The organism is Algoriphagus aquaeductus, from assembly GCF_003253485.1.
Taxonomy (GTDB): domain Bacteria; phylum Bacteroidota; class Bacteroidia; order Cytophagales; family Cyclobacteriaceae; genus Algoriphagus; species Algoriphagus aquaeductus.
On sequence record NZ_QKTX01000003.1, the window covers coordinates 184045 to 206361 of the forward strand.

17 protein-coding genes and 1 pseudogene are annotated in these 22317 nt (G+C 43.2%); 12 read left to right on the forward strand and 6 right to left on the reverse strand.

The genetic code is table 11. The annotated features are described in order from the left end of the window. The first annotated feature begins 76 nt into the window (after positions 1-76). The 7 genes from CLV31_RS05225 (at position 77) to CLV31_RS05255 (ending at position 11030) form a co-directional block, all read left to right on the forward strand. Entirely contained in the window at positions 77-1243 is a 1167-nt protein-coding gene (locus CLV31_RS05225; protein ID WP_111391835.1) for a 1-deoxy-D-xylulose-5-phosphate reductoisomerase, read from the forward strand. Next, positions 1244-2557 (forward strand): RIP metalloprotease RseP, encoded by a 1314-nt coding sequence (rseP, locus tag CLV31_RS05230; RefSeq protein WP_111391836.1) that lies wholly within the window; start codon positions 1244-1246, stop codon positions 2555-2557. A gap of 346 nt (positions 2558-2903) precedes the next feature. After that, the gene (locus CLV31_RS05235) at positions 2904-4121 is read left to right on the forward strand and encodes a hypothetical protein (RefSeq protein ID WP_111391837.1); all 1218 of its coding nucleotides are present in this window, start codon (positions 2904-2906) and stop codon (positions 4119-4121) included. Positions 4122-4125: 4 nt separating this feature from the next. Then, positions 4126-6162 carry an IPT/TIG domain-containing protein gene (locus tag CLV31_RS05240; protein ID WP_111391838.1) on the forward strand — a complete coding sequence of 679 codons (2037 nt, stop codon included), beginning with the start codon at positions 4126-4128 and terminating at the stop codon, positions 6160-6162. A 136-nt stretch (positions 6163-6298) separates the two neighbouring features. Beyond that, complete coding sequence (lon, locus tag CLV31_RS05245; protein ID WP_111391839.1) at positions 6299-8776, forward strand: endopeptidase La; 2478 nt, start codon at positions 6299-6301, stop codon at positions 8774-8776. A gap of 92 nt (positions 8777-8868) precedes the next feature. Then, a complete protein-coding gene (hslU, locus tag CLV31_RS05250) occupies positions 8869-10266 on the forward strand; it encodes an ATP-dependent protease ATPase subunit HslU (protein WP_111391840.1) in 1398 nt (465 codons plus the stop codon). 38 nt (positions 10267-10304) lie between these two features. Continuing rightward, entirely contained in the window at positions 10305-11030 is a 726-nt protein-coding gene (locus tag CLV31_RS05255; protein ID WP_111391841.1) for an SDR family NAD(P)-dependent oxidoreductase, read from the forward strand. Here CLV31_RS05255 and CLV31_RS05260 read toward each other — a convergent pair. Then, positions 11027-11518 (reverse strand): SixA phosphatase family protein, encoded by a 492-nt coding sequence (locus CLV31_RS05260; protein WP_111391842.1) that lies wholly within the window; start codon positions 11516-11518, stop codon positions 11027-11029. The genes CLV31_RS05255 and CLV31_RS05260 overlap by 4 nt on opposite strands. 88 nt (positions 11519-11606) lie before the next feature. Here CLV31_RS05260 and CLV31_RS05265 point away from each other — a divergent pair, with 88 nt between their 5' ends. After that, positions 11607-11798: a cold-shock protein gene (locus CLV31_RS05265; protein WP_067545283.1), complete on the forward strand. Its 192-nt coding sequence runs from the start codon at positions 11607-11609 to the stop codon at positions 11796-11798. A 43-nt stretch (positions 11799-11841) separates the two neighbouring features. Here the strand turns inward: CLV31_RS05265 and CLV31_RS05270 are convergent, their stop codons facing one another. Together CLV31_RS05270 and CLV31_RS05280 are read right to left on the reverse strand one after the other, a co-directional pair. After that, on the reverse strand, positions 11842-13155 hold the full coding sequence (locus tag CLV31_RS05270) for a mechanosensitive ion channel family protein (RefSeq protein ID WP_146250867.1): 1314 nt from the start codon (positions 13153-13155) through the stop codon (positions 11842-11844). Positions 13156-13678: 523 nt separating this feature from the next. Beyond that, entirely contained in the window at positions 13679-14335 is a 657-nt protein-coding gene (locus tag CLV31_RS05280; protein ID WP_111391845.1) for a hypothetical protein, read from the reverse strand. A 209-nt stretch (positions 14336-14544) separates the two neighbouring features. On the opposite strand from CLV31_RS05280, the gene CLV31_RS05285 reads away from it, so the two are divergent. From CLV31_RS05285 to CLV31_RS05295, 3 genes are all read left to right on the forward strand, one after another. Continuing rightward, positions 14545-14973 (forward strand): Hsp20/alpha crystallin family protein, encoded by a 429-nt coding sequence (locus CLV31_RS05285; RefSeq protein WP_111391846.1) that lies wholly within the window; start codon positions 14545-14547, stop codon positions 14971-14973. A gap of 168 nt (positions 14974-15141) precedes the next feature. Beyond that, the gene (locus CLV31_RS05290) at positions 15142-16647 is read left to right on the forward strand and encodes a S1C family serine protease (protein ID WP_111391847.1); all 1506 of its coding nucleotides are present in this window, start codon (positions 15142-15144) and stop codon (positions 16645-16647) included. A 92-nt stretch (positions 16648-16739) separates the two neighbouring features. Continuing rightward, positions 16740-18014 (forward strand): serine hydrolase domain-containing protein, encoded by a 1275-nt coding sequence (locus tag CLV31_RS05295; RefSeq protein WP_111391848.1) that lies wholly within the window; start codon positions 16740-16742, stop codon positions 18012-18014. A gap of 131 nt (positions 18015-18145) precedes the next feature. Here the strand turns inward: CLV31_RS05295 and CLV31_RS05300 are convergent. Further along, positions 18146-19918: pseudogene (locus CLV31_RS05300) on the reverse strand (glycoside hydrolase family 9 protein). 248 nt (positions 19919-20166) lie between these two features. Beyond that, on the reverse strand, positions 20167-20316 hold the full coding sequence (locus CLV31_RS21800) for a hypothetical protein (protein ID WP_181452577.1): 150 nt from the start codon (positions 20314-20316) through the stop codon (positions 20167-20169). A 17-nt stretch (positions 20317-20333) separates the two neighbouring features. Here CLV31_RS21800 and CLV31_RS05305 point away from each other — a divergent pair, with 17 nt between their 5' ends. Then, the gene (locus CLV31_RS05305; RefSeq protein WP_111391849.1) at positions 20334-21014 is read left to right on the forward strand and encodes a dioxygenase family protein; all 681 of its coding nucleotides are present in this window, start codon (positions 20334-20336) and stop codon (positions 21012-21014) included. Positions 21015-21049: 35 nt separating this feature from the next. Here CLV31_RS05305 and CLV31_RS05310 read toward each other — a convergent pair whose 3' ends face one another. Next, positions 21050-22315, reverse strand: a complete 1266-nt coding sequence (locus CLV31_RS05310; RefSeq protein ID WP_111391850.1) for an NDP-hexose 2,3-dehydratase family protein — start codon at positions 22313-22315, stop codon at positions 21050-21052. Positions 22316-22317: the final 2 nt, after the last annotated feature.

The window sequence follows — 22317 nt, forward strand, 5'->3', positions numbered from 1 at the left end:
ATTGGTAATTTTGTCAGTCTCGGATCGAACCTTCCGCCTATCGGAAGGTTTTTGTTTGATCCCAAAGTCCTTTTGAATGACCCAACCCAAACGAATCGCCATCCTAGGCAGTACAGGAAGTATCGGAACCCAAACGCTGGAAGTCGTCCGGCAGCATCCGGAAGATTTTGAAGTGGAGGTCCTCACCGCCCAAAACAATTGCGATCTGTTGATCGCACAAGCTTTGGAATTCAAACCCAATGCCGTGGTGATCGGAAATGAGCACAATTACCAAAAAGTGAAAGAAGCGCTGCTTCCGCATGATATCAAGGTGTTTGCAGGACATAAAGCAATCGCTCAAGTGGTAGAAATGGAAACCATTGATGTGGTTTTGACAGCTTTGGTTGGGTATTCCGGTTTGATTCCAACCGTGCAAGCGATCAAAGCCGGAAAGCAAATTGCCTTGGCCAATAAGGAAACGTTGGTGGTAGCCGGAGAAATCATTACTGCTCTAGCCAAGGAAAACGGGGTCAATATTTATCCGGTGGATTCTGAGCATTCGGCGATTTTTCAATGCTTGGTGGGGGAGTTTCACAATCCGATCGAAAAAATCATCCTTACCGCTTCAGGAGGCCCTTTCCGTGGAAAAGACAGGGCTTTTTTGGAAACCGTCACCCGAGAGCAAGCACTCAAGCATCCCAATTGGGATATGGGGGCCAAGATCACGATTGATTCCGCTTCTTTGATGAATAAGGGTTTGGAAGTCATCGAAGCCAAGTGGCTTTTTGGCTTGAGAACGGAGCAAATCGAAGTCGTGGTCCATCCGCAGAGTATCATTCATTCCTTGGTACAGTTTGAAGACGGATCCATCAAAGCACAACTCGGCTTGCCCGATATGCGTATTCCCATCCAATTTGCGCTGAGTTATCCTGATCGATTGAAGAGTGATTTTGAGCGGTTCAATTTCTCAAAGTATCCCAATTTGACCTTTGAGCAGCCGGATATGAAAACTTTCCGGAACCTTCAGCTGGCTTTTGACGCTTTAGCAAAAGGTGGAAATGCTCCTTGTGTTCTCAATGCGGCCAATGAAATTGCAGTGGCCGCATTTCTAAATCGGGAAGTCGGATTCTTGGAGATGTCCGACCTGATTGCGGAGACCATGGCAAAAGCCGCCTTTGTAGCTCATCCTAGTTTGGATGATTATGTGGCAAGCGATGCCGAGGCAAGAATGATTACTGAAAATTTAATTAAGTCTAAAGTATAAATGGAAACATTAATTATGGTGGGTCAGCTGCTCCTGGGATTATCAATCCTGGTGGGCCTTCACGAGCTGGGTCACTTGCTTACTGCCAAGCTATTTGGCATGAGAGTGGAAAAATTCTCCATCGGATTTCCTCCGAAAATTGCAGGATTCCAATGGGGAGAAACGGAATATTCCATCGGAGCGATTCCTTTGGGGGGATTTGTAAAAATTTCCGGCATGGTCGATGAATCCATGGATACTGCTCAAATGGCTTCCGAACCGCAACCTTGGGAATTTCGATCCAAACCCGCCTGGCAGCGACTGATCGTGATGCTCGGAGGGATCATTGTCAACGTGATTACCGGTATCGTGATTTTTGTGGTGCTGGTATGGAACAATGGCGAGACCTATTTTTCAAGAGATCAAGTCATCCAAAACGGGATCGTAGCCTATGAATATGGCGAAGCAATCGGACTGAAGACAGGAGATAAAATCCTCGATATCAACGGTGAGCCATATAATAGTATTAACGATCTGACGAGTGGATCGGCATTGTTGAGTGAAAACGGATATTATACGGTGGATCGAAACGGTGAAATTCTCCAAATAGAAATACCAAGAGGTTTCATTAACACCTTCAATTCTGAGGAATCATTCAACAAGTTTGTGGCGATTCGTTTCCCGTTTGAAGTTGGGGCGGTAGATAAAGGCAGTGGCGCCGAACAAGCCGGAATTGAGGCAGGCGATCGGATTTTGGCCGTAAATAATATGCCAGTTACCTATTTTGATCAGATGCAAAGTGCGTTGCAGACTTTGAAAAATCAATCTGCTCAGATAGTTCGTCAACGTGAATCTGGCATGGATACCTTGACGATTCCTGTGACTGAGGAGGCTAGAATTGGAATTGCAGTCAGTCCGTTGATTGAACCTGTCAGGAGGGATTATGGCTTTGGCGAGGCTTTGAGTAAAGGAACTTCAAGAGCATTTGGGGTAGTCATCGTCAATGCAAGAGCTTTGGGTAAAATGTTTACCGGAGAAGTTTCTACCAAAAACGTCAGCGGTCCGATCGGCATGGCAAAAATCTACGGTGCATCATGGGATTGGATCAAATTCTGGAGTATTACGGGGTTGATTTCCATGATTTTGGCCTTTATGAACCTGTTGCCTATTCCGGCATTGGATGGTGGTCATGTCATGTTCCTATTGTATGAAATGGTATCTGGCAGGGCACCTTCAGATAAATTTTTGGAAAATGCGCAAAAGGTTGGGATGGTCATTTTGCTCGCCTTGATGGTCTTTGCGATTGGCAATGATATTCTAAAGCTTTTTAGCTAACCTTTCTTAAGATGAAAAGAAAGCCCGGAGCGATTCGGGCTTTTTTCCCTATCTGAGTAAAGAGTAAGTTTAAAAGATACATTGTTTAAGTAACCAAAAACTGACAATCTAGTCACCTGCCAAAGCTATGCTGTTTTTTTATGGATAAGTTTAAAAGATCAACTTGAATCTTCAACCAGAAAATGAGATTGGATTATCTATGAAAAAAAAATATTGGAAATCAATTAGTTGTAATTTAATTCTTTTCCACTCGACTAATTTTTTTTGAAATTAATCATAGCTTTGCTTCTTTAGTTTTAGTTTTCTTCATTTTTAGGATTTAGAGAACTTTTTGTCTCACGATAATATGAAAAACAGCTTTGGCCTTTGCCTTAAAAACACCATTTTACTCTTGGTGATTTTGGGAAGCACCATCTTTCCGATTTTTGCTCAAAATGCAATTCCCGATGTGGATTATATCATTTTATCCAATGGACGCAGGTTTGATGGTTCCTTATTGCGAAGCGCAGGACAGTTAAATTTTGAGAAGATAGATTTCCTCCGTAGGGGGGAAACCATTTCCTACAGTCCCGGTGAGCTTGAAGCCTTTGGTTTGGGTTCTGGGGAATATTTTATGTCCTTGGCATTGCCTGATTCCCCGTCGCTCAAATTTGTCCAAGTGCTGGCAAGTGGTCCAGTTTGGCTTTTTCGCTACCAGGGAGTATTCTATGCAGGGACCAGTCAAGAATTACAAAAATTGGGTGAAACTGGCTCCCAGAAGAAAAACAATCAACATGAAGAGGTTTTGATGAAGTTGATGACAGGAGAATGCCTGTCTCAAATCAGGTCTACGATTAAAGGAGTCGATCTGGAGGAAGTTGATTTGGTTTGGCTTTTTACTAAATATTATGACTGCCTTAAGAATGAAAATACGACCATTTACGGTCAAATCAGACCCGAATTGGTTTGGTCTAAAGTAATTGGGGTCACAGCGTATTCGTCGGGAATAAATTCCAAGCAGGTTTCGGAATTCAGAAAAGATGTGTTAACCCTATCACCGGTCATTCAAGTGCAGGGAGGAATTCGACTCCATCAAATTCGTAAATACCCAAAGCTGTCAGCCGAAGCGGCTTTTGCCTATGAGTTTTTTGGATATGAATCGGATTCAAGGTATCAGACGATCAATTTCAGCTATTCGGGAACCCAAAAAATGCGTGTGACCATGCTCTCCATTCCCTTACAGTTGAACTATCAATTGGCAAAACAAAAGCGCAGTGAATACTATGTAGGAGGTGGTTTAGGAATGGCAATGTCACGAACCAACAGTACTTACGCGATCCGGGATCAGCAGATAGGGGCAATTCCAGTGGTGAGCCTGGAAGAGGGATCCTTTGTGAGTATGAAAGGAACTATGGTTTATTATCATGGCAGTGTAGGAGGCCGGTTTTCCATGGCTGGAGGGCAGCAGATTGAAGTTTTTATGCGGACCCGGTTTATGCAGGGTTATTACAGCTTGAAGCTTCAACAGGACACGAGCATTTACAACCGAGTGGAAGCCGGATTGGGGTTGAATTTTATTTTCTAAGGATATGAAGTCATTTTGGATACTGGTTTTGCCGGTGATTTTGTTTTTTTCTCTGAGTGGATGTGAGTCACAGGAAGCACTCGAACCGATCAAACATCCCCGGTTTGGGGTAGCATTGGTTCAGGAGGTTTCTGAAAAAGGAGTACAGTTTGGAGCCAATGTGTTTGAAATTGGTTCGCAGGAAGTGATCGAATATGGATTCGTTTACAGCAAAAACAATATTAATCCCAAGACCACTATGGATGATATGGTCAGTGTCAAAGGACGGCCAGGGGATTATTTTGAGCTGTTTGCCAATCATTCTTTGCAAGTTGGGCAGAAATACTATGTGGCGGCATTTATGAAAACCGAAGACTTGGTGATTTATTCCAAATCCGAGGAATTTGTAAGCCAGGGTTCGGACGGATTCCTGATTACCTCAGTGGAATGGCCAGAGAAAATCTATAAATTTCAAAGCCTGACGATTAAAGGTCAGCGCTTAAGTCGATCGCTTTCGAACTATCAGGTAAAAATTGATCAATATAATGTCTCCTTTTCATTATTGGATTCCAATACCTTGATTGTGGATTTGCCCAGTCAACTTTTGACAGAAACCACAGGGAAAGAAAAAGAAGTGGAATTGAATCTACAGGTAGCAGGGAAGAGCTTTACTCAGAAGAAAATAGTCACCTTTCAAGAGCCCGTATTTGAGAAGTTGCCACTTCAGTTGATCAATTTTGACCAAGAGGTAGTAATTAAGGGGGATTTTTTGGATTTGGGACAAATTGGTCTAAAGTATAATTCAATCTTAAGGTCCAGTCTTTCGATTAGCAACAAAAATGAATTCAGATTTTTTCCTTACAAGGATTATGTAATGGGAGAACACGATGTTCTTGATCCTGATGTAATCGTGACTGTTCGAGGAGTGGAGTATAACCTGGGAAAAGTATTTAAAATCAAGCCAACACAGTTGCTGGATTCTGAAATTGTATTCAAAAACAACCGATTTGTTCTTCGCGGCAGTAATTTTTCAACTCGTTCTGGGCCAGAGGATAATCAATTCATAGGGGAAACTGGTGAGAGATTGAACTTTGTTGTTGAAAAGGCATATCCGGATAGCTTGATTATTAATCTCCATTCCATGGAATACAGTGGTCGGGATTTTTCATTTCAGGTCAAAAATTTTGGTAGCCTTTCCAATTCTGTAAAAGTAAAAGTGGAGATCCCCGGGATTAGACTTAAAAGTTCAGGATTGCAGCATTATATCGAGGATATTCGGGGAATTATCCAGCAAGGTGATTTTGGATATGCCATAACTTCCAAATATATCTTCCAGTATGACTTTTCGTCTCTACCTATCCAAATCCAACAGATTTCTACATTGCCTTCATACAGCAGTATCTATGGTCATTCGATTATTTCAGCTACCGAAAGCTATTTTGTGGTAGGTGGAGGCATTAGTCTTGATCGATCTTCAAGTCCTGTTTATCTGTATTCGATAGAAAATAAACAATGGGAAAATCTTTCACTTTTACCAACATCAAATAGCTCTTTTTCAAGAATTTATGAAGTAAATGATGGGATTGTATTTGAAGGAGGGATAACCTATTCTGAAAACTCATCTGAACGAATCGATAATAATGAAAGGTGGCTTTATTCAATTCGGGAAAAAAAATGGAAGCAACTTGCAAGTACCCAAACCATTGGTTCTTCGACTTTATTTAGTTTGGGTCAACAGCATTTTGGTATTTTCTACAATGAAATGAACGGAAATCGAGAATTGTATCAGAAAACAGGCATGGAGGATTCTTGGCAGTTTGTGAAAAAAGTAGATGTCAGTCTGGGTGGTATTATTCAGGACAACCCAATGGTTATTGACAATAAGGTATATTTTTCGAGCATATATCATCCAATAGTTGAATTTGATCTCATGACTAAAAACTTTAGAAATATTGGTAACATGTCTGCAGAGCCGCACAATTATCCAATGTTTAGAAAAGGGAAATCGTTGTGGTTTATTTTTGGAAATTCTATATACGATTTCCGCCCTGACCTGCTTTAAGAAAAATGAAGTCCTGCCAATTTGTCGACAAAACCTTTTGGCATCTCTATTGAACCTTTTGGAAGAACCTTCGCATATTGAAGGTTCTTCTTTTATTTTAGCTAATTCGTGACAGCCCTGCTGTCAATCTGTCTATATGAGCCAATTCGAAAATTCATTATTCCAAAATCTTATGAACGGCGATTATGCCGGTGAGGGAGACCTTATTCAGTTGATCACCGACGAAGAAGAGGAGGAAACGGGTAGGGAGGAGTTTGAGGATGAGATCCCGATACTTTCTGTACGCAATACAGTTCTTTTTCCCGGAGTGGTGATCCCGATTACCGTGGGCCGGCAACGGTCTATCCGCTTGGTGAAAAAAGCCCAAAAAGGAAATAAGCTGATCGGTGTGTGCGCACAGCTCAACCCCAATCATGACGATCCATCGTGGGAAGACATCTACCAAGTAGGCACGCTGGCCAAAATCATCAAAATGATCGTGCTTCCTGATGGCAATACCACCATTATTATTCAGGGCAAAAAGCGATTCAAAATTCGCGAGCAGGTCACTGATGACCCCTATTTTATCGCCAAAGTCGACTACCTGGAGGAGAATTTCCCAAGAAATTCCAAGAAAATCAAAGCGCTCGAAGAGTCACTCAAAGACGCGGCGACAAAGATCCTTCATCTCAACCCGGAGATCCCACGTGAAGCGCAGGTGGCCTTGGATAATATCGACAATACGCCTTTCCTGACGCACTTCCTTTCTTCCAATATCAATGCGCCCGTCGAAGCCAAACAGCGCCTTCTTGAGATCAATGACGGGGTGGAGCGGGCCACGCTTTTGCTTGAGTTCATGATGAAAGACATCCAGATGCTGGAGTTGAAGTCGGAGATCCAAAAGAAGGTACATACTGATATTGACCAACAGCAGCGGGATTATTTCCTTCGTCAACAAATGAAGGTACTTCAAACCGAACTCGGAGAAGAAGGGCCCGAGAAAGAAGTGGAAGATCTTCGTGTCCGAGGGGAAAAGAAAAACTGGCCGCTGGAAGTCAAGAAGCATTTTGAAAAAGAGTTGGATAAAATCCTACGGATCAATCCATCTGCTGCCGAATATCCCATCGCGCTGAACTATGCGGAGACCATGGTTGAATTGCCTTGGAATGAGTTTACCCAGGATAATTTTGACCTGAAGCATGCCCGTGCCATTCTTGACTCGGATCATTTTGGGCTGGAAAAGGTCAAGGATAGAATCATTGAGTACCTGGCCGTATTGAAATTAAAGAATGACCTCAAAGGCCCAATTCTTTGCCTTTACGGACCTCCAGGTGTGGGTAAAACTTCTTTGGGGAAATCCATAGCTTCCGCCTTGGGGAGAAAATACATCCGAATGTCGCTGGGCGGCCTGCATGATGAGGCTGAGATCCGTGGACATCGGAAGACTTACGTGGGAGCAATGCCCGGTAAGATCATCCAAAACATGAAAAAGGTGAAAATCTCCAATCCGGTCTATGTACTGGATGAGATCGATAAGCTTTCTTCAGACTTCAGAGGAGATCCTTCTTCTGCATTTTTGGAAGTCTTGGATCCGGAGCAAAACAGTGCATTCTTGGACAACTACCTCGAGGTCGAGTACGACCTGAGTAAGGTGCTGTTTATCGCTACGGCCAACTCTCTGGATACCATTCAGCCAGCACTTCGAGACCGTATGGAAATCATTGAAGTCACGGGCTACACGCAAGAAGAAAAACTGGAGATTGCCAAGCGCCACCTGGTGCCGAAGCAGCGCAAAGAACATGGTTTGAAATCCAAGGATGTTTCCTTTGAAAAGGCCGCCTTGGTCAAGATCATTGAAGACTATACCCGAGAATCCGGAGTCAGAAGCTTGGAGCGTGCCATTGGAAAAGTCATCCGAAACATCGCCAAGTCTATAGCCATGGAAGAGGAGTACGAGCGTAAGATCACCCCTGAAGCGGTTCGGAAGATTTTGGGTTCGGAGATTTTTGACAAGGAAACATATCAGGACAACAGTGTCGCCGGCGTGGTGACCGGGCTGGCTTGGACCAGTGTGGGTGGGGAAATACTGTTTATTGAAACCAGTTTGAGCAAAGGTAGAGGGAAATTGACCCTCTCCGGGCAGTTGGGTGAGGTAATGAAAGAGTCTGCCATGACAGCACTTTCCTACTTGAGATCCAAAGCCGAAAAATTGGGAATTGATCACCGGGTTTTTGAGCAGTACGATCTCCATATCCACGTACCTGCCGGTGCTGTGCCTAAAGATGGCCCATCTGCGGGGATTACGATGTTGACCGCTATGGCCTCGGTCTATACCCAGCGACGTGTCAAAGCAAAAGTCGCCATGACCGGGGAGATAAGCCTCATTGGAAAAGTAATGCCTGTCGGGGGAATCAAAGAAAAAATCTTAGCTGCCAAACGTGCCGGAATCAAAGAAATCATCCTTTGCAAAAAGAACAAGCGGGATATCGAGGAAATTGATCCACAGTATGTCAAAGGAGTAGAATTCCATTTTGTAGACAAAGTGGATGAAGTATTGGAGATTGCCCTGACCAAAACCAAAGTAGAAAATCCGTTGAAGTTTTCCCTGACTTCAGAGTCAAAGTCCAGTCTATAAGGATTCCTTTCGGAGAATGGCCTCCTTGAACACATGGAGGCCATTTTTCTTTTGGAAGCCGATTTGGCTCCATTTAACTAAACCACAACAACATGAATTCAATCGAATCACTTACTCCCAGACAGATTGTTGAAGAGTTGGATAAATACATTATCGGGCAGAAAGACGCCAAGCGAAACGTGGCAATCGCCTTACGAAACCGAATCCGTCGCATGATGGTCAAGTCTGATATTCAAAAGGACATCGTCCCCAACAATATCCTCATGATCGGTAGTACCGGTGTCGGAAAAACCGAAATAGCCAGGAGATTGGCAAAGATTGCCCAAGCACCGTTCACCAAAGTAGAAGCTTCCAAATTTACTGAAGTAGGATACGTCGGCAGGGATGTGGAAAGTATGGTCAGGGATCTGGTCGAACAGAGTGTCCATCTAGTCAGAGAAGTGAAAAAGGAAGAGGTGAAAGTCAAGGCAGCCGATGCGGTGGAGGAAGTGATTCTGGATATTCTGATTCCTCCGGTAAAAAGCGCCGGCTTTACCAGACCGATGTCCATCAGTACTGAATTGGATACAGATCCCAACTCTGATTCAGAATTGAATGAGCGTACTCGTGAGCGGTTCCGTGAAAAATTGAGAAATGGTGAGCTGGACGAGCGAAAAATCGAAATTAATGTCAAAGCCAGTTCCCCCGTGGGAATTGGCATGATCGGCAACGGCATGATGGATGACGCAAGCATGGCCGGGCTTCAGGATATGATTTCAGGGATGATGCCCAAGAAAACCAAGAAGCGGAAACTCACCATTGCAGAAGCTCGCAAAGTCCTCCTGGAAGAGGAAATGTCCAAGTTGATTGACTTTGATGAGGTCAAGGAAGAAGCGATTCGTTTGGCGGAAAATAATGGAATCATTTTTATCGATGAGATCGATAAGATTGCTTCCAAGTCTGGAAAAAACGGAGGGGGGCCTGATGTCAGCCGAGAAGGAGTGCAGCGCGACTTACTTCCTATTGTCGAAGGATCCAGCGTGAACACCAAATACGGAGTGATCAATACAGACCACATTCTCTTTATTGCAGCAGGAGCTTTTCACGTAAGCAAGCCTTCAGATTTGATCCCTGAGCTTCAAGGTCGATTCCCAATCCGAGTAGAGCTTCAGAGTTTGACCCAAGAGGATTTTTCTCGGATTCTGCGTGAACCCAAAAATGCCCTCACCAAGCAATACATGGCGCTATTTGAAGCAGAACAAGTTTTCTTGGATTTTACCGAGGATGCGGTGGAGGAGATTGCACGACTGGCATTTTTGATCAATCAGGAAGTGGAAAATATCGGAGCCCGTCGACTGCACACTGTGATGAGTCACTTATTGAATGATTTTCTCTTTGAAGTTCCAGATCTGATTGAGCCTAATTCCAAAATCATGGTGACCAAAGAAATGGTCGAGCAGCGACTCAGTACTTTGGTGAAAAACAGGGATTTGTCCCAGTATATTCTTTAAGCTTGAGGATGATTAAAAGTAATTGACTTTTAAGGCATATGCGTACACTTCTTATCCTAACCGGTCATACCAAAGGACTGGGGCATGCGATTTTGGATGTATTCCTTTCCTTGGAGTCTGTCCAAGTCGTAGCGTTATCAAGAACTTCACTCGACCTGGCCCATTCCAATTTGAAAGAAATTCAATTGGACTTGAGTGACCTTGATGCCCTGGAAGCCACTATTCCGAAGGTATTTCCGAAAGCAGAAGGTTTTGAAAGATGCATTTTGATCAACAACGCAGGTTGGATTGGGGAAGTAAAGCCAGTGGGGAAACTTAATCCCAAGGGCATCCAAAGAGCCATGAATGTGAACCTCTTGGCCCCAATGACGCTGACAGATGCTTTTGTGAAAGCCTATCGGAATCATCAGGCTGAAAAAATCATTTTAAACGTCAGCTCGGGTGCTGCCCAAAAGCCTTTGCCTGGCTGGAGTGAGTATTGTACAGGTAAAGCGGGATTGGCGATGTTTTCCAAAGTGGCTCATGAGGAATTGAATGGATTGGGATTCCGGGTGTTTTCAGTAGCCCCTGGGATAGTGGATACCGGGATGCAGTCAGAAATAAGAAGGGCCGATCAACAGGATTTTCCTGCCTTGGAACGCTTCATTGGCTATAAATCAGAAGGGAAACTCAGTACTCCGGAGGAAGTGGCAGCTAAAATTTTTCAGTTGATTTCTCATCCGGAGCTTTTCCCTGAAGTAGTGCAGGATGTGAGAAATTATTAACCCTTTTTCTTTGGGTAATCGACAAACCACACTTGGGCGGTTTTAGGGCTCAGTTCATTCCAATGTTCTGACTTTAAAGTGAAGCCAAATTGACCTGAAGTGGGAAGATTGTCCAAGTTCCCTCCCAAATATTCGATCAAATCGTTAAGCCCAGGATTATGTCCAAAAATTAGCATAGTGTTTTTGGAGTCTTTTTGAAGATGGATATATTTCAAAATGGTAGATGGGCTGGAGTGATATAAGTTATTTTCCCAAGAGATTTCCTGAACAGGAAATTCAAGTTCCTGAGCAGTGATCAAGGCGGTTTCAGCTGCCCGTTTTGCAGTAGATGAGAGAATGATGTCGGGTTTTATCCCCCTTTTTTTAAGTCTCTTGGCCATCATAGGGGCATCCCGCTTTCCCCTATCGGCAAGTGGGCGGTCATGGTCGCTTAGCCAGGGATTATCCCAAGCAGATTTGGCATGTCGGATCAAAATAATTTTCTTCATTTTGGCAGAAAAAAAACGATTATTTTGTTTTTTTTAATCAAATATTTACATTTAAGCCTCTTTCAATTACAATTTATCACAATTCATTATGTTTACCGGAACAGTAAAATTTTACAATGAAGCCAAAGGTTTCGGATTTATCGTTGATGACGAAACTCAGGGAGATGTGTTTGTTCACGCTACTGGGTTAGTTGACAAAGTTGCTCAAAACGACAAAGTTACCTACGACATCAAAGATGGTAAAAAAGGACCCAACGCCATCAACGTCAAAAAGGCCTAATATATTCATCAGAATGTTTTAGCTTATCAGATCCCCCGAAACTTTAAGATTCGGGGGATTTTTGTTGATCCTCCGGATTGGAGATGGATCGGAATTGCGTAGGAAGTGATTTTAAATAAAGATCTCTTTTGGGATAGGGGATTTCAATGTCATTGGCTTTGAATGCCATGTAGATTTCAGACATCACCTCATTTCGGATCAATAGCATATTGTTCATATTGTCTATCCAAAACAACACTCTAAAATCCACTGAACTGTCGCTGAAATTTTGCATCAATACTCTTGGAGGTGGGTATTTCAAGATGCTTTCCCGATCCAGAACCTTATTCAGGATGGAGTTTACTTTTTCCATATCCGAATCATAAGACACACTAATAATCAACTCAATCCTCCTTTTTTTGTCGGAAAGAGTCCAATTGATCAGGCTTTTGGATAATAAGTCTCCGTTTGGAACAACGATTTCGGATCCATCATAGGCCTGAATCTTACTTGCCCGGATCCCTACTTCCTTTACTTTACCGGTAAGATTTCCTACTTCGATATCGTCTCCGATTTGGATAGGTCTTTCAAAAGCAAGGATAACTCCTGAAACCAAATTGTTGATGATGGTCTGAAGACCAAAACCGATGCCTACCGAAAGAGCGCCCAGGACAATGGTAATTTTGTCCAGAGGTATTTTGGCAGCTGTAATGGCAATAAAAAAGCCCAACCCCAACACACCCAGACGGATCAACAAAATGGAACTGCCGAGTTTTTTTGAATTTTGTTCGTCATTTTTCTGGTCCTTAATCGAGACAAAATAGGCGAGGTAATTAGAAATCAAATAGGAAAGATAGACTAGACCGATAAACAGCAAAATACTTCCAAAAGTAAACGTACTATCTCCCAAGGATCGCTCTTCGACTAAGAAATTTTTTAATCGGCTGAATACAAAGTCATTGATGGCCAGATTGTATAGGTAAATGACTGCCCAAAACAAACCGGCCAGAAACAGAAACAAACTGTTGATTCGGTTTTTTAGCCTTTGAAAATCCAGAAAATTGGTCATGTCATCATTATCTCTTTTGTTTTCAAGCAAAACATAACTGATTTCCATGGCTGATTTGACAAAAAAATACATGCAGACTCCATAAATAAACCCAATCGTACCTGCTACGCTAAAGATTTTGGCAAGGCTGAACCTTCCCAAACTATTTGCCAGCAAACCCAAAAATATAACTGCCAGGGTTACGGCTCTCAATCTTTTGAGGAAGACAATCTCCTTGGGATCTTCTGATTGAAATTTCCGGGGTATCTGCCACAATATCAATAAATAGATCAGGTTGCAAAACACGTAGTATACGTTCTTGATAAGCAATCTCCCAGTATAAATTGCTGATAGAAATAAACAAAAAAAGGAAAACCAAAACGATCCATTTCCAGGCAGTTCGGGTTTGGAAATTGTCAAAGATCAATACAGAAGAAAAGAGCACTTGGAGGTAAATGAAAAAAGTAAGGAAGGCAATAGATGCGGTATCAAACATGAAAAAGACTAATGGAAGGAGTGCGAGCATGGTCGTAGCCAGCGTTTGCTTTCTGAGGTATTTTGTTCTTTATAGGATAATTTCTCCGAATTCTTTGTCCTCTGCGATTTTTTTAATCACATTCCTAATCCCAAAATATCCGCACATTAAAATCAACAAAGCACAAAAACTGAGCAGAGGGTGAGAAAGCAATTGACGTCTTAGAAAGAGAAAATTGAGTTTCAAACTGTCCAGGGTGATCTGAAAAATAGACTTTGGCGAAGGGATTTGGTAAGACTCCCAGATGTAGTTGATTTCTTTTTTGAGGAGATTTTTTTCGAGAAAGGTTCGGTTATTTTCCAGGTATCTTTTTAGACCCTACAAGGTGATGGTGACTTTGCTGAGTCTTGCCTGGAATCGGGCAGCAATAAGCTCCTGTCGATACAGGGCACTATCAAGAGCATGGATATTGAATTTGAGATTTTGGATTTCTTCTGCGTAAGAGGGAAGTAAAGTGGAGTCACGGATTTTGAACAAAAAAAATTTATCTGATTTGATGGTTTTTAATAGGCTGTCCAATCGCTGGAGTCGATCCAGTTTTCCTTGGGCAATTTTATCCAATTCCTCATTTTTCTCCTGAATGCTTACAAGAATCTTGTCTAAGGCAAAGATGTATCTGAAGTTAAACTGGGTGTTGGGGGTTTTGATGCGTTCGTCCAATGCCTCTAGGGTGGTTTCCATTTCAGGTATTTCTTCGGAAAGCCTTATGGTGTCCATGGTGTCCTCAAGTTCCATTCGAATCTGATTGGCCAAGAGACTATATGTTTTTCCTTTCCGGATCAATTCTTCAAGTCTGGGGAAATCATTGTTTTTTAAATCCGAAAGGAAGCCATTTCCCTCCTTGACCACCAAGCTATCCTTGGCCGAGGCAAAAAGAGAGTCCGTAGAAGTCTTGGAAATACTGTCTTGGGAAAAAGCCTGCAGAGAAAAACAAAGGCAAAAGAAAAAGGCGATACGGGTAAGGAAAATAGACATGATGCAATGGTAAAAATCTAAAATAGAGATTAATCCAGAAAGCTGCTACGATTTTGAGCTGGGATTCATTGATCTGGTATAAAATAAGAAATTAAGACATTTTGACTTGTTTTTGATGGATTTTCGAAATTTTATCAGACAATATGACCTGAATTCTGTGCTGGAATGAAATTTTCTAGAAAGTATTCGTAAAACAAACCAACACAACTATGAAACTGGTAAGATATAATCAAATGGACCCTCAGTTTCCGGCTAGCTTTAGTGGCTTGCTGGACAGAATCTTTTCAGATTCGCTTGGCGCTGCGCTGAAACAGTTTACTCCGGCAGTGGATATTGCGGAAGATGATAAGATTTATGAAATTCATCTGTCCGTTCCGGGAGTTAAGAAATCTGATTTTCAGATACAACTTCAGGATGGGAAGCTGACCATCTCAGGTGAACGCAAAATGGAGGAGAAAAAAGATGGAAAAAACTTCCATAGTCTTGAGACCCAGTTTGGGAGTTTTGCAAGATCATTTTTCTTGCCTGAAGATGTCATGACTGAAAAAATAGAAGCTACTTATGAAGACGGTGTTTTGAAATTGATCCTTCCAAAGAGAGAAAAAAAAGTAGCAAGCTCTACTATCGTAGTCAAATAAAAGGATGAGCGGGAAAACCCGCTCTCTTTATTTTTGTTATTCTTGTGTTGGGGCTAAAAGCGGTTAATTCTTGTTAATTTAATCCCCTGGCATTATCCAAAGGCTTTAAAAGAAAGTCTAAAGGGTAAGAAATTTGTGGAATAATTCATTCAAAAGAAAACGACAACTATGACAAAGAAACAGTTCTTTTTGGGAATACTTCTGGCTGCTTTGGTAGGAGGAGTAGTAGCCTTAGCAGGGGTAAGTTTTCTGATCAAACCTCAAAATGCAGGCACCTTCGATGAAAAGCAGCAGGCAAGCTTTGTGAACATGTTGACTGGTGAAAACTTCACCATTCCCGACGGGATCAACTTTGTAGCTTCAGCCCAACTCGTCACTCCGGCGGTGGTCCACGTGAAAAGTCAGGTGGCTTACACTCCGAGAGCTCAACGTGATCCGATTCAGGAGTTTTTCGGAATTCCGGATCCAAGAGGGGATCGGGGTCAGGGAGGAAGCGGCAGCATGCCAATGAGTTCGGGATCAGGGGTAATCATTTCTCCTGATGGCTATATTGTTACCAACAATCACGTCATCGACGGGGCTACCAAAGTTGATATTTCACTGGACAACAATAAGAGGTACGAAGCTACGATCATCGGGACTGACCCTACCACCGATTTGGCCTTGTTGAAAATTGAGGCTAATAATCTTCCTTTTGTGAAATTTGGTGATTCGGACCAAACCAAAATCGGGGAGTGGGTATTGGCTGTCGGAAATCCATTTGACTTGAACTCTACCGTGACAGCAGGGATTATTTCTGCCAAGGCCAGAAATATCAACATCCTTCGCAACGTGGAGAACAACCTTCAAATCGAATCATTCCTTCAGACAGATGCAGTGGTCAATCCGGGTAACTCGGGCGGAGCATTGGTCAATCTTGCCGGAGAATTGATTGGGATCAATACTGCTATCGCATCCAACACGGGCACGTTCGCGGGGTATTCTTTTGCTGTCCCCAGTACCTTGGTCAAAAAGGTCATGGATGACTTGATGAAATATGGGACTGTCCAGAGAGGATTATTGGGAGTATCTATTCAGAGTGTAAGTCCAGAATTGGCAGACTACTTAAATAAAAAGTTCCCGGTCGATCAAGGAGTTTATGTAGGTGGAGTAAATGAGAATTCTGCCGGACAGGCTGCCGGATTGAAAGAAGGCGATATTATCATTTCCATTGATGGCAAAGCAGTCAACAACGTATCCATGCTTCAGGAGATGGTAGCGAGAAAACGGCCGGGTGATAAAGTGGAGGTAGAGTATATCAGAGACGGGAAAAACACCAAAGCCACAGCTACCCTGAAAAACTTCTCCGGAGATACCAATATCGTGAAGAAGGAAGTGCCAAAAACGTTCTCCTTTGAGGGTATCCAATTTGAGGATGTGAAACAACAGACAAAAGACCAGTTGAAAATAGCCGGTGGAGCTGTGATCAAGTCCAACGCCAATGAAGCCTGGAGAAATGCGGGTGCCAGAAATGGATTTATCATTACTTCTGTAATCTCTGACTCAGGACGTAAAAAAGTGACTACCGCACAAGACATGATCGATTTTCTTTCAGGTGCGAAAGGTCAGGAAATCGTCGTGCTCGGGATGTTCCCTGATGGTACAGATTATTATTTTGAGGTCGAATTAAATTAATTCACTATTTCTTCATTCAAAAGCCGGTGAGAACCGGCTTTTTTTATGCTCGGTTTTTCCTACTTTCAGCTTGAATAAACCCTTTAAACCTAATGAAGAAGAACATATTACTCGTTTTGATTTGCCTGATCGGAATCCAGGATGATTTGTACGCTCAGACGATCTCTCCAGCGGCAAAAACTCCCGTAGCCGGTATCTCCCAAGAGCGTGTGATGAAACTAGACGCCATGCTCGAAGAAGCAATCCAAAAAGAACAAGTGCCTGGATTGGTGGCTATGGTCGTGAAAAACGGCCAGGTGGTTTATCATTCGGCTAAAGGATTTGCAGATGTGGAAAGCGGGAAAAAGATGGAGAAAAACTCAATTTTCAGAATTGCCTCCCAGACCAAGGCGATTACCTCCACGGCAATCATGATCCTTTGGGAAGAAGGAAAATTCAGACTGGATGACCCGATTTCCAAATACATTCCAGAATTCAAGAATCCGCAGGTGCTGAATACGTTTCGGTATGCAGATACCACCTATACGACTAAGCCAAGCAGCAGAGAAATTACCATTCGTCACCTCCTTACCCATACTTCAGGCTTGGGATATGGCGTGATTGATGGAGATGAACGGATGAAAATGATCTATCATAAGGCAGGAGTGGTGGATCTTTTTACCACTGAAAAAGTGACCATTGAGGAAAGTGTCAAGCGACTCGCTAAGCTTCCCCTTCACCACGAGCCTGGAGCCAAATACACCTACAGCGAGGGGTTGGATGTATTGGGCTATCTGGTGGAAATCATATCCGGTAAGCCTTTCGATGTGTTTCTAAAAGAGCGGATTTTTGATCCGATTGGGATGAACGATACCCGTTTTTACTTAAGTGATGCCCAAGCTCCAAGATTGGTAACGGTGCACACCCGTAAAGACAACAAATGGGCATCCTATCCGGTGACTTTCTATGATCCTGATTTTCCAAAAACGGGGGCGAAAACCTTCTTTTCCGGTGGTGCGGGTCTTTCCAGTACTGCTGAAGATTACGCCAAGTTTCTCCAGATGTATATGAATGGAGGAATTTACAATGGGAAGCGAATACTGAGTCCTCATACGATTCACACCATGATGCAAAATCAAGTCGGTGATCTTTGGAATGGGGATAAATACCATGGAATAGGTTTTGGTGTCGTGACCGACAAAGGTGTGGCTTCAGGAGGTATGGGTAGCAAAGGAACCTTTGATTGGGGAGGCTATTTCAATACGCAATACTTTGCCGATCCTCAGACGGGCATTATCGGCTTGATTTTTAAGCAAACTTCCGGTGCCGGAAACGGGGATGAAACAAGCTGGAAATTCCGCCAAATGGTGTTCACGATCGTGGAATAAGTGGTGTGTGGTGACACACACCCCGGCGAAGCAGTTAGTGGTTGGTGAGGACACCAACCACGGCAAGGTCCCAACTGACATAGGTAGCCACAGGTGCACAGAAATAACGAATCTGTGCATCTGTGGCTTTTTTATTTCCTTGAAAAATAGGCCATCATCAGGATCGAACCAGCTGTGCCGTCCATGGTAGGTTCGTTGGTGCTGTAGTCTCCCACCGCGTCATGGTAGACGATAAATGGATTTTGTCGACTGACATAATCATCCGGTCGCTCCAGTGTCAATCCAAGTAGATTGAAGTGGATCGTCCGGAAAATTGGCCCATCCACCAAGCCACCGGGGATCTCCAAACCCAACTTGACATAAGGCGCAGTATGCACAAAGACCGGAAAATCCCCGTGTCTAGGAATCCCGGTAAACATGCTCGTACCCCAGGGATTTTTCCCAAACAGCCAATCCCGCTGAGCGATCAGGTAGGGTTGGTATTGAGTGTTTCCGCTCATTTTTTCATAAAGAATCAGCTGAGTAGCCAGGCTGGTCATCAGATTGTTGGAGCACCAGATAAAAGGGATACCTACTTCGAAGGGACTGGCTTGGGCTTTTTTCAAGGTATATTCGATACCCTCCTGATAGAAGCTTTCCAGTGTCTTTTTGAAATCCCGATCCACCACTTCATGCAGAGAATAGTGCCCCAAATTGATAAATGGGTACAGCTGATAGTGGGCGGCAGAATCCCGAACCATCCAGGAATCGGCATTGGCACTTTTCAGGGCATATTCTTTGGCCTGCATCAGATAACTGTTATCCCCGGTTGCTTTGTAAAGTTCAGCTCCGGCCCATTCCATGTCATCGTTCCAGGTTTCTTCATTGTATCGATAAGGAGCCCCGAAGGAATTTCCCTGCTGATAGCCTTCGTATTTCCTTCCTAATGCATAGAGGCTTTTGGCAGCGCGAAGGCATTGGATGGAATAAGCTTCATCGATTTCTTTCCAGATTCGGGCACCCAAAGCCAAGGCCGCGGCTGACCTTCCTGCTACATTGGCCATGCCAGTGGATTCGCTCTTATACTTGCCAAGGCCCTGTGGTTTGCCAGTTGCAAAGTAGGCCGGGCGATAGCTGTTTTCTCCCCAACCGTAATCGGAGTTGTCCTGATTTGGGATTTTGAATCCTCGGTGGTCCCGGTCATCGGCGATTTGATGGATGAGTTAGTCGGGAGCGGGATGAAGTTTGAGTAGCCAGTCGAGGCCCCACTTGGCTTCATCAAGGACATCAGGAATACCGTTAGGGCCGGGTTGTCCCAGTGCGTTGACGATGTCTCCGAATCGGTCAGGGAAAAGCTCATAAGCCATCAGCATGTGTCCTGTGGCATAGCTTCCCGTGATCAGGTACTTAAGCTGGTCACCTGCATCATGCCAGCCTCCGGATGCATCGACATAAGTGCTATCCGGCATGGGGCCAAAGAAGCTGCGACCATCCTCCTGATGGCAGACCATATCCATCGTGGGATTGTACCCGCAACGCTGTTGCCGCATAAATTCCAACAGATCCTCCTGAATTCCGGCATAGGAATCTGAACCGATTTCAAATTTTTCTGAACTGGATCTCGAAGCAGAATGCCAAAGGAAATATCTGCCTTCTTTAGAAATCTGGGTGAAGTCGATCGAATAATAAAAAAAATCTCCCCATACACCCGATTCTATGGGTACAGGTTTGATTCGATCAGCTGAACTCGAGTCGGGGAGATGGATTAAGTGGATGTTGTTTTTGATTTTTCCCTTGGAAAAGACAATGGCTTTCTTAGTGTCAGAAGGGTGGAAACCAACTTGGTTGACGGAAAAGAAAACTTCCTGTGCTTTTAAGGAAAGAATGGGGCAAAGGAGGAAAAGGTATAATGAAATTTGCTTCATAGAGAGCTTGATTTGGGATATTTAAAGTAAAAAAGGATTTGGGAAAAGAGAGATTGTTTTCCATGAATGTTTCCCAAAGATTTTGTTGTCATAATTTTTTTGGGGTGATAGAATTTGGGCTTTACTTCAAATTCGAAATGCAGTAAGGTTAAATTCTTGAAAAGCAGTATATTTTATCTTTAAATATGCTTTCCTACAAGGAGGCTAAGGAAGCTTAAGATGTTTCTCGGAAAGTTGAATTCTTTGGGTCAATTGTACTGGGCTAGTCGAAGTATCGGTCCTTTGTTGACTGTGCTGAGCACCTTTCCGACGAAAGTCAGGAGGTTCGAAGCCTCCGCTCCATTGTCAAGGAGAATTTGGCTGGGGGTATAATTGGGTATAATCATAAAATTTGACATGACTTTAATTTAAGCCGATGGATAAGCGCGAATTTTTAAAGAAGACACTGGCGGGTTTCGGCACCATTGTCTCTCTTCCGGTGCTAGGAGGGGATGCAAAAATCTCCTCTAATGCTGGAATACCTGAGTGTGATGTTTCACCAAAGGAGACTAGAGGCCCTTTTCCCATCAAATCTCCCTCGGACCTGATGCGTGCCAATATTGTAGGTGACAGACAGGGAATCGCGCTTTTGATTAATTTAAAGATCCAAAGTCAGTCCAAATCTTGTCAGCCCCTCTCCGGAGTAGATGTAGATGTCTGGCACTGTGATGCCCAAGGAAATTATTCCCAATACGGTGGCAATGGACTCCAACAATCTGATTACCGGAATACCTCTTTCCTTAGGGGAAGGCAAAGGACGAATTCCAAAGGTGAAGTTTCCTTTATTAGCATTTTTCCGGGTTGGTATCCAGGTCGTGCTCCACACTTACACCTAGACATTCTCCAAGAAGGGGAAATCATCTTAAGTACCCAGATTGCATTTCCCAAGAAGTGTACACTTGAGGTATACGCGAGTAGGGGATACAAAGGCGAGGAGGATACCTCCAATGAGCGTGACGGAATTTTCAGAAACAGCCTTGAGGGAAATATGGCTGATTCAGTCAGCGGAAATCTGGAGGATGGTTATACCCTATTTAAATTGATCATCACAGGTTGAGAATGAGTTTCAGGTTTGTAGCAAGTTGAAGTGCTTTAAAATACAGAAGGGTTCAACAAGTCAATGGCTAAAGAGGAAGCACAGCGCAGTTGGAAACTACAAAGGTTGGAGGCCTGTAATAAATATTTAAGTTGTGATCTGGAAATCCATTGCTGATGAGGTTCAATCTCCAGTTCATCTACCAGAATCAACTGGTAAATCGAGTCGTTTTGGTAAAATCTACCTCCCTCATCACATTGGACTAATTCTCTTAAAATTTTTCCAGAAGGACTCAGGATTGGAGCCTGATTTTCTTCTGGAAGGCTCATTTTGCTAGGGTAGACTGCAAATGGAGTGCTTATGCCTACTTCTTTTCCAATGGAGACAAGAAATTCGGGCTCCGAATCAGTCATTCTGAAATAAAGTTGAACCATTCCCTGAGCGTTGGTTTCAAAAAGAGGCTGGGTCCAGGCGGATACCTCTCTATTGGTACAGGAAAAATGGTAAAGGTGGACAGAAGTTGTTTGTTGGTCCACCGGAACTATCCCTTCTTCATTTATTTTCCAATGGGTAAGCTTTTCAAGCGAAATCTTGGAATGTTTCTGTTTTGGGGATAGTAAGTGGAAAGAATTTAGAAAGACAAATGGTTGTGGAGTCGAAGCGGGATTGAAATACATCTCCCAGTCCATGACGGCCAGAAGTGATCTCAAATCTGCGTTGAGGAGATTGTCTTCATCAATTAACTCAAGGATTGCATTCATTGATGCCCAAATCATGTTTTCCTCGGTATCAATCCAGTCATTTGCCAAGAGGTAATGATGCGTTTTGCTTTTTTGATAATATTTCGCACCTAAATCGTGTTGCATGGAGTGTGTAATTAATTGGCACTCCGGATTGTATTGCGTAAACAAGTTGACATAAGCTGTTGCCTTTCCTCCATGAAGCTTCAGGTAATTTGCCGGAGTGCTTTGAATAGTTGGGCCATATTGGATTACCCCTGTATTTCCAGGCTCAACTCTGGCCTGCAACAAGACATAAATTTTCCCGCTGGAAGGCAGCAGGATCAATCCTGTAAGAGCGCTTTGTGGCTGGTACAAAATTAATCGCTCCTCAGATGGGATTTGTTGGTTTTGGAGACCGATCACATGAAAAAACCCTCCAGAGCTATGCGAAAGCGCTCCTTCAGTGATTGACCAAGCTTTTTGTTCTTCAAAACGTACCTTGGAAATCTGATAATTTGAAATAGACCGAATCGTTTCTAGAAAGTCTACAAGTTCTATTTTGGATTCTGCGATTCGACACGCTTTGGTTAAATAGGTCATTT

What these genes read in the sequence shown, in the direction of transcription:
- CLV31_RS05265 (WP_067545283.1), top strand. Translation starts at nt 11,607, where the DNA reads ATGTTTACCGGAACAGTAAAATTTTACAATGAAGCCAAAGGTTTCGGA.
- CLV31_RS05295 (WP_111391848.1), top strand. Translation starts at nt 16,740, where the DNA reads ATGAAGAAGAACATATTACTCGTTTTGATTTGCCTGATCGGAATCCAG.
- CLV31_RS05240 (WP_111391838.1), top strand. Translation starts at nt 4,126, where the DNA reads ATGAAGTCATTTTGGATACTGGTTTTGCCGGTGATTTTGTTTTTTTCT.
- CLV31_RS05225 (WP_111391835.1), top strand. Translation starts at nt 77, where the DNA reads ATGACCCAACCCAAACGAATCGCCATCCTAGGCAGTACAGGAAGTATC.
- hslU (WP_111391840.1), top strand. Translation starts at nt 8,869, where the DNA reads ATGAATTCAATCGAATCACTTACTCCCAGACAGATTGTTGAAGAGTTG.
- rseP (WP_111391836.1), top strand. Translation starts at nt 1,244, where the DNA reads ATGGAAACATTAATTATGGTGGGTCAGCTGCTCCTGGGATTATCAATC.
- CLV31_RS05305 (WP_111391849.1), top strand. Translation starts at nt 20,334, where the DNA reads ATGGATAAGCGCGAATTTTTAAAGAAGACACTGGCGGGTTTCGGCACC.
- CLV31_RS05280 (WP_111391845.1), bottom strand. Translation starts at nt 14,335, where the DNA reads ATGTCTATTTTCCTTACCCGTATCGCCTTTTTCTTTTGCCTTTGTTTT.
- CLV31_RS05290 (WP_111391847.1), top strand. Translation starts at nt 15,142, where the DNA reads ATGACAAAGAAACAGTTCTTTTTGGGAATACTTCTGGCTGCTTTGGTA.
- CLV31_RS05260 (WP_111391842.1), bottom strand. Translation starts at nt 11,518, where the DNA reads ATGAAGAAAATTATTTTGATCCGACATGCCAAATCTGCTTGGGATAAT.
- lon (WP_111391839.1), top strand. Translation starts at nt 6,299, where the DNA reads ATGAGCCAATTCGAAAATTCATTATTCCAAAATCTTATGAACGGCGAT.
- CLV31_RS21800 (WP_181452577.1), bottom strand. Translation starts at nt 20,316, where the DNA reads ATGTCAAATTTTATGATTATACCCAATTATACCCCCAGCCAAATTCTC.
- CLV31_RS05235 (WP_111391837.1), top strand. Translation starts at nt 2,904, where the DNA reads ATGAAAAACAGCTTTGGCCTTTGCCTTAAAAACACCATTTTACTCTTG.
- CLV31_RS05310 (WP_111391850.1), bottom strand. Translation starts at nt 22,315, where the DNA reads ATGACCTATTTAACCAAAGCGTGTCGAATCGCAGAATCCAAAATAGAA.
- CLV31_RS05285 (WP_111391846.1), top strand. Translation starts at nt 14,545, where the DNA reads ATGAAACTGGTAAGATATAATCAAATGGACCCTCAGTTTCCGGCTAGC.
- CLV31_RS05255 (WP_111391841.1), top strand. Translation starts at nt 10,305, where the DNA reads ATGCGTACACTTCTTATCCTAACCGGTCATACCAAAGGACTGGGGCAT.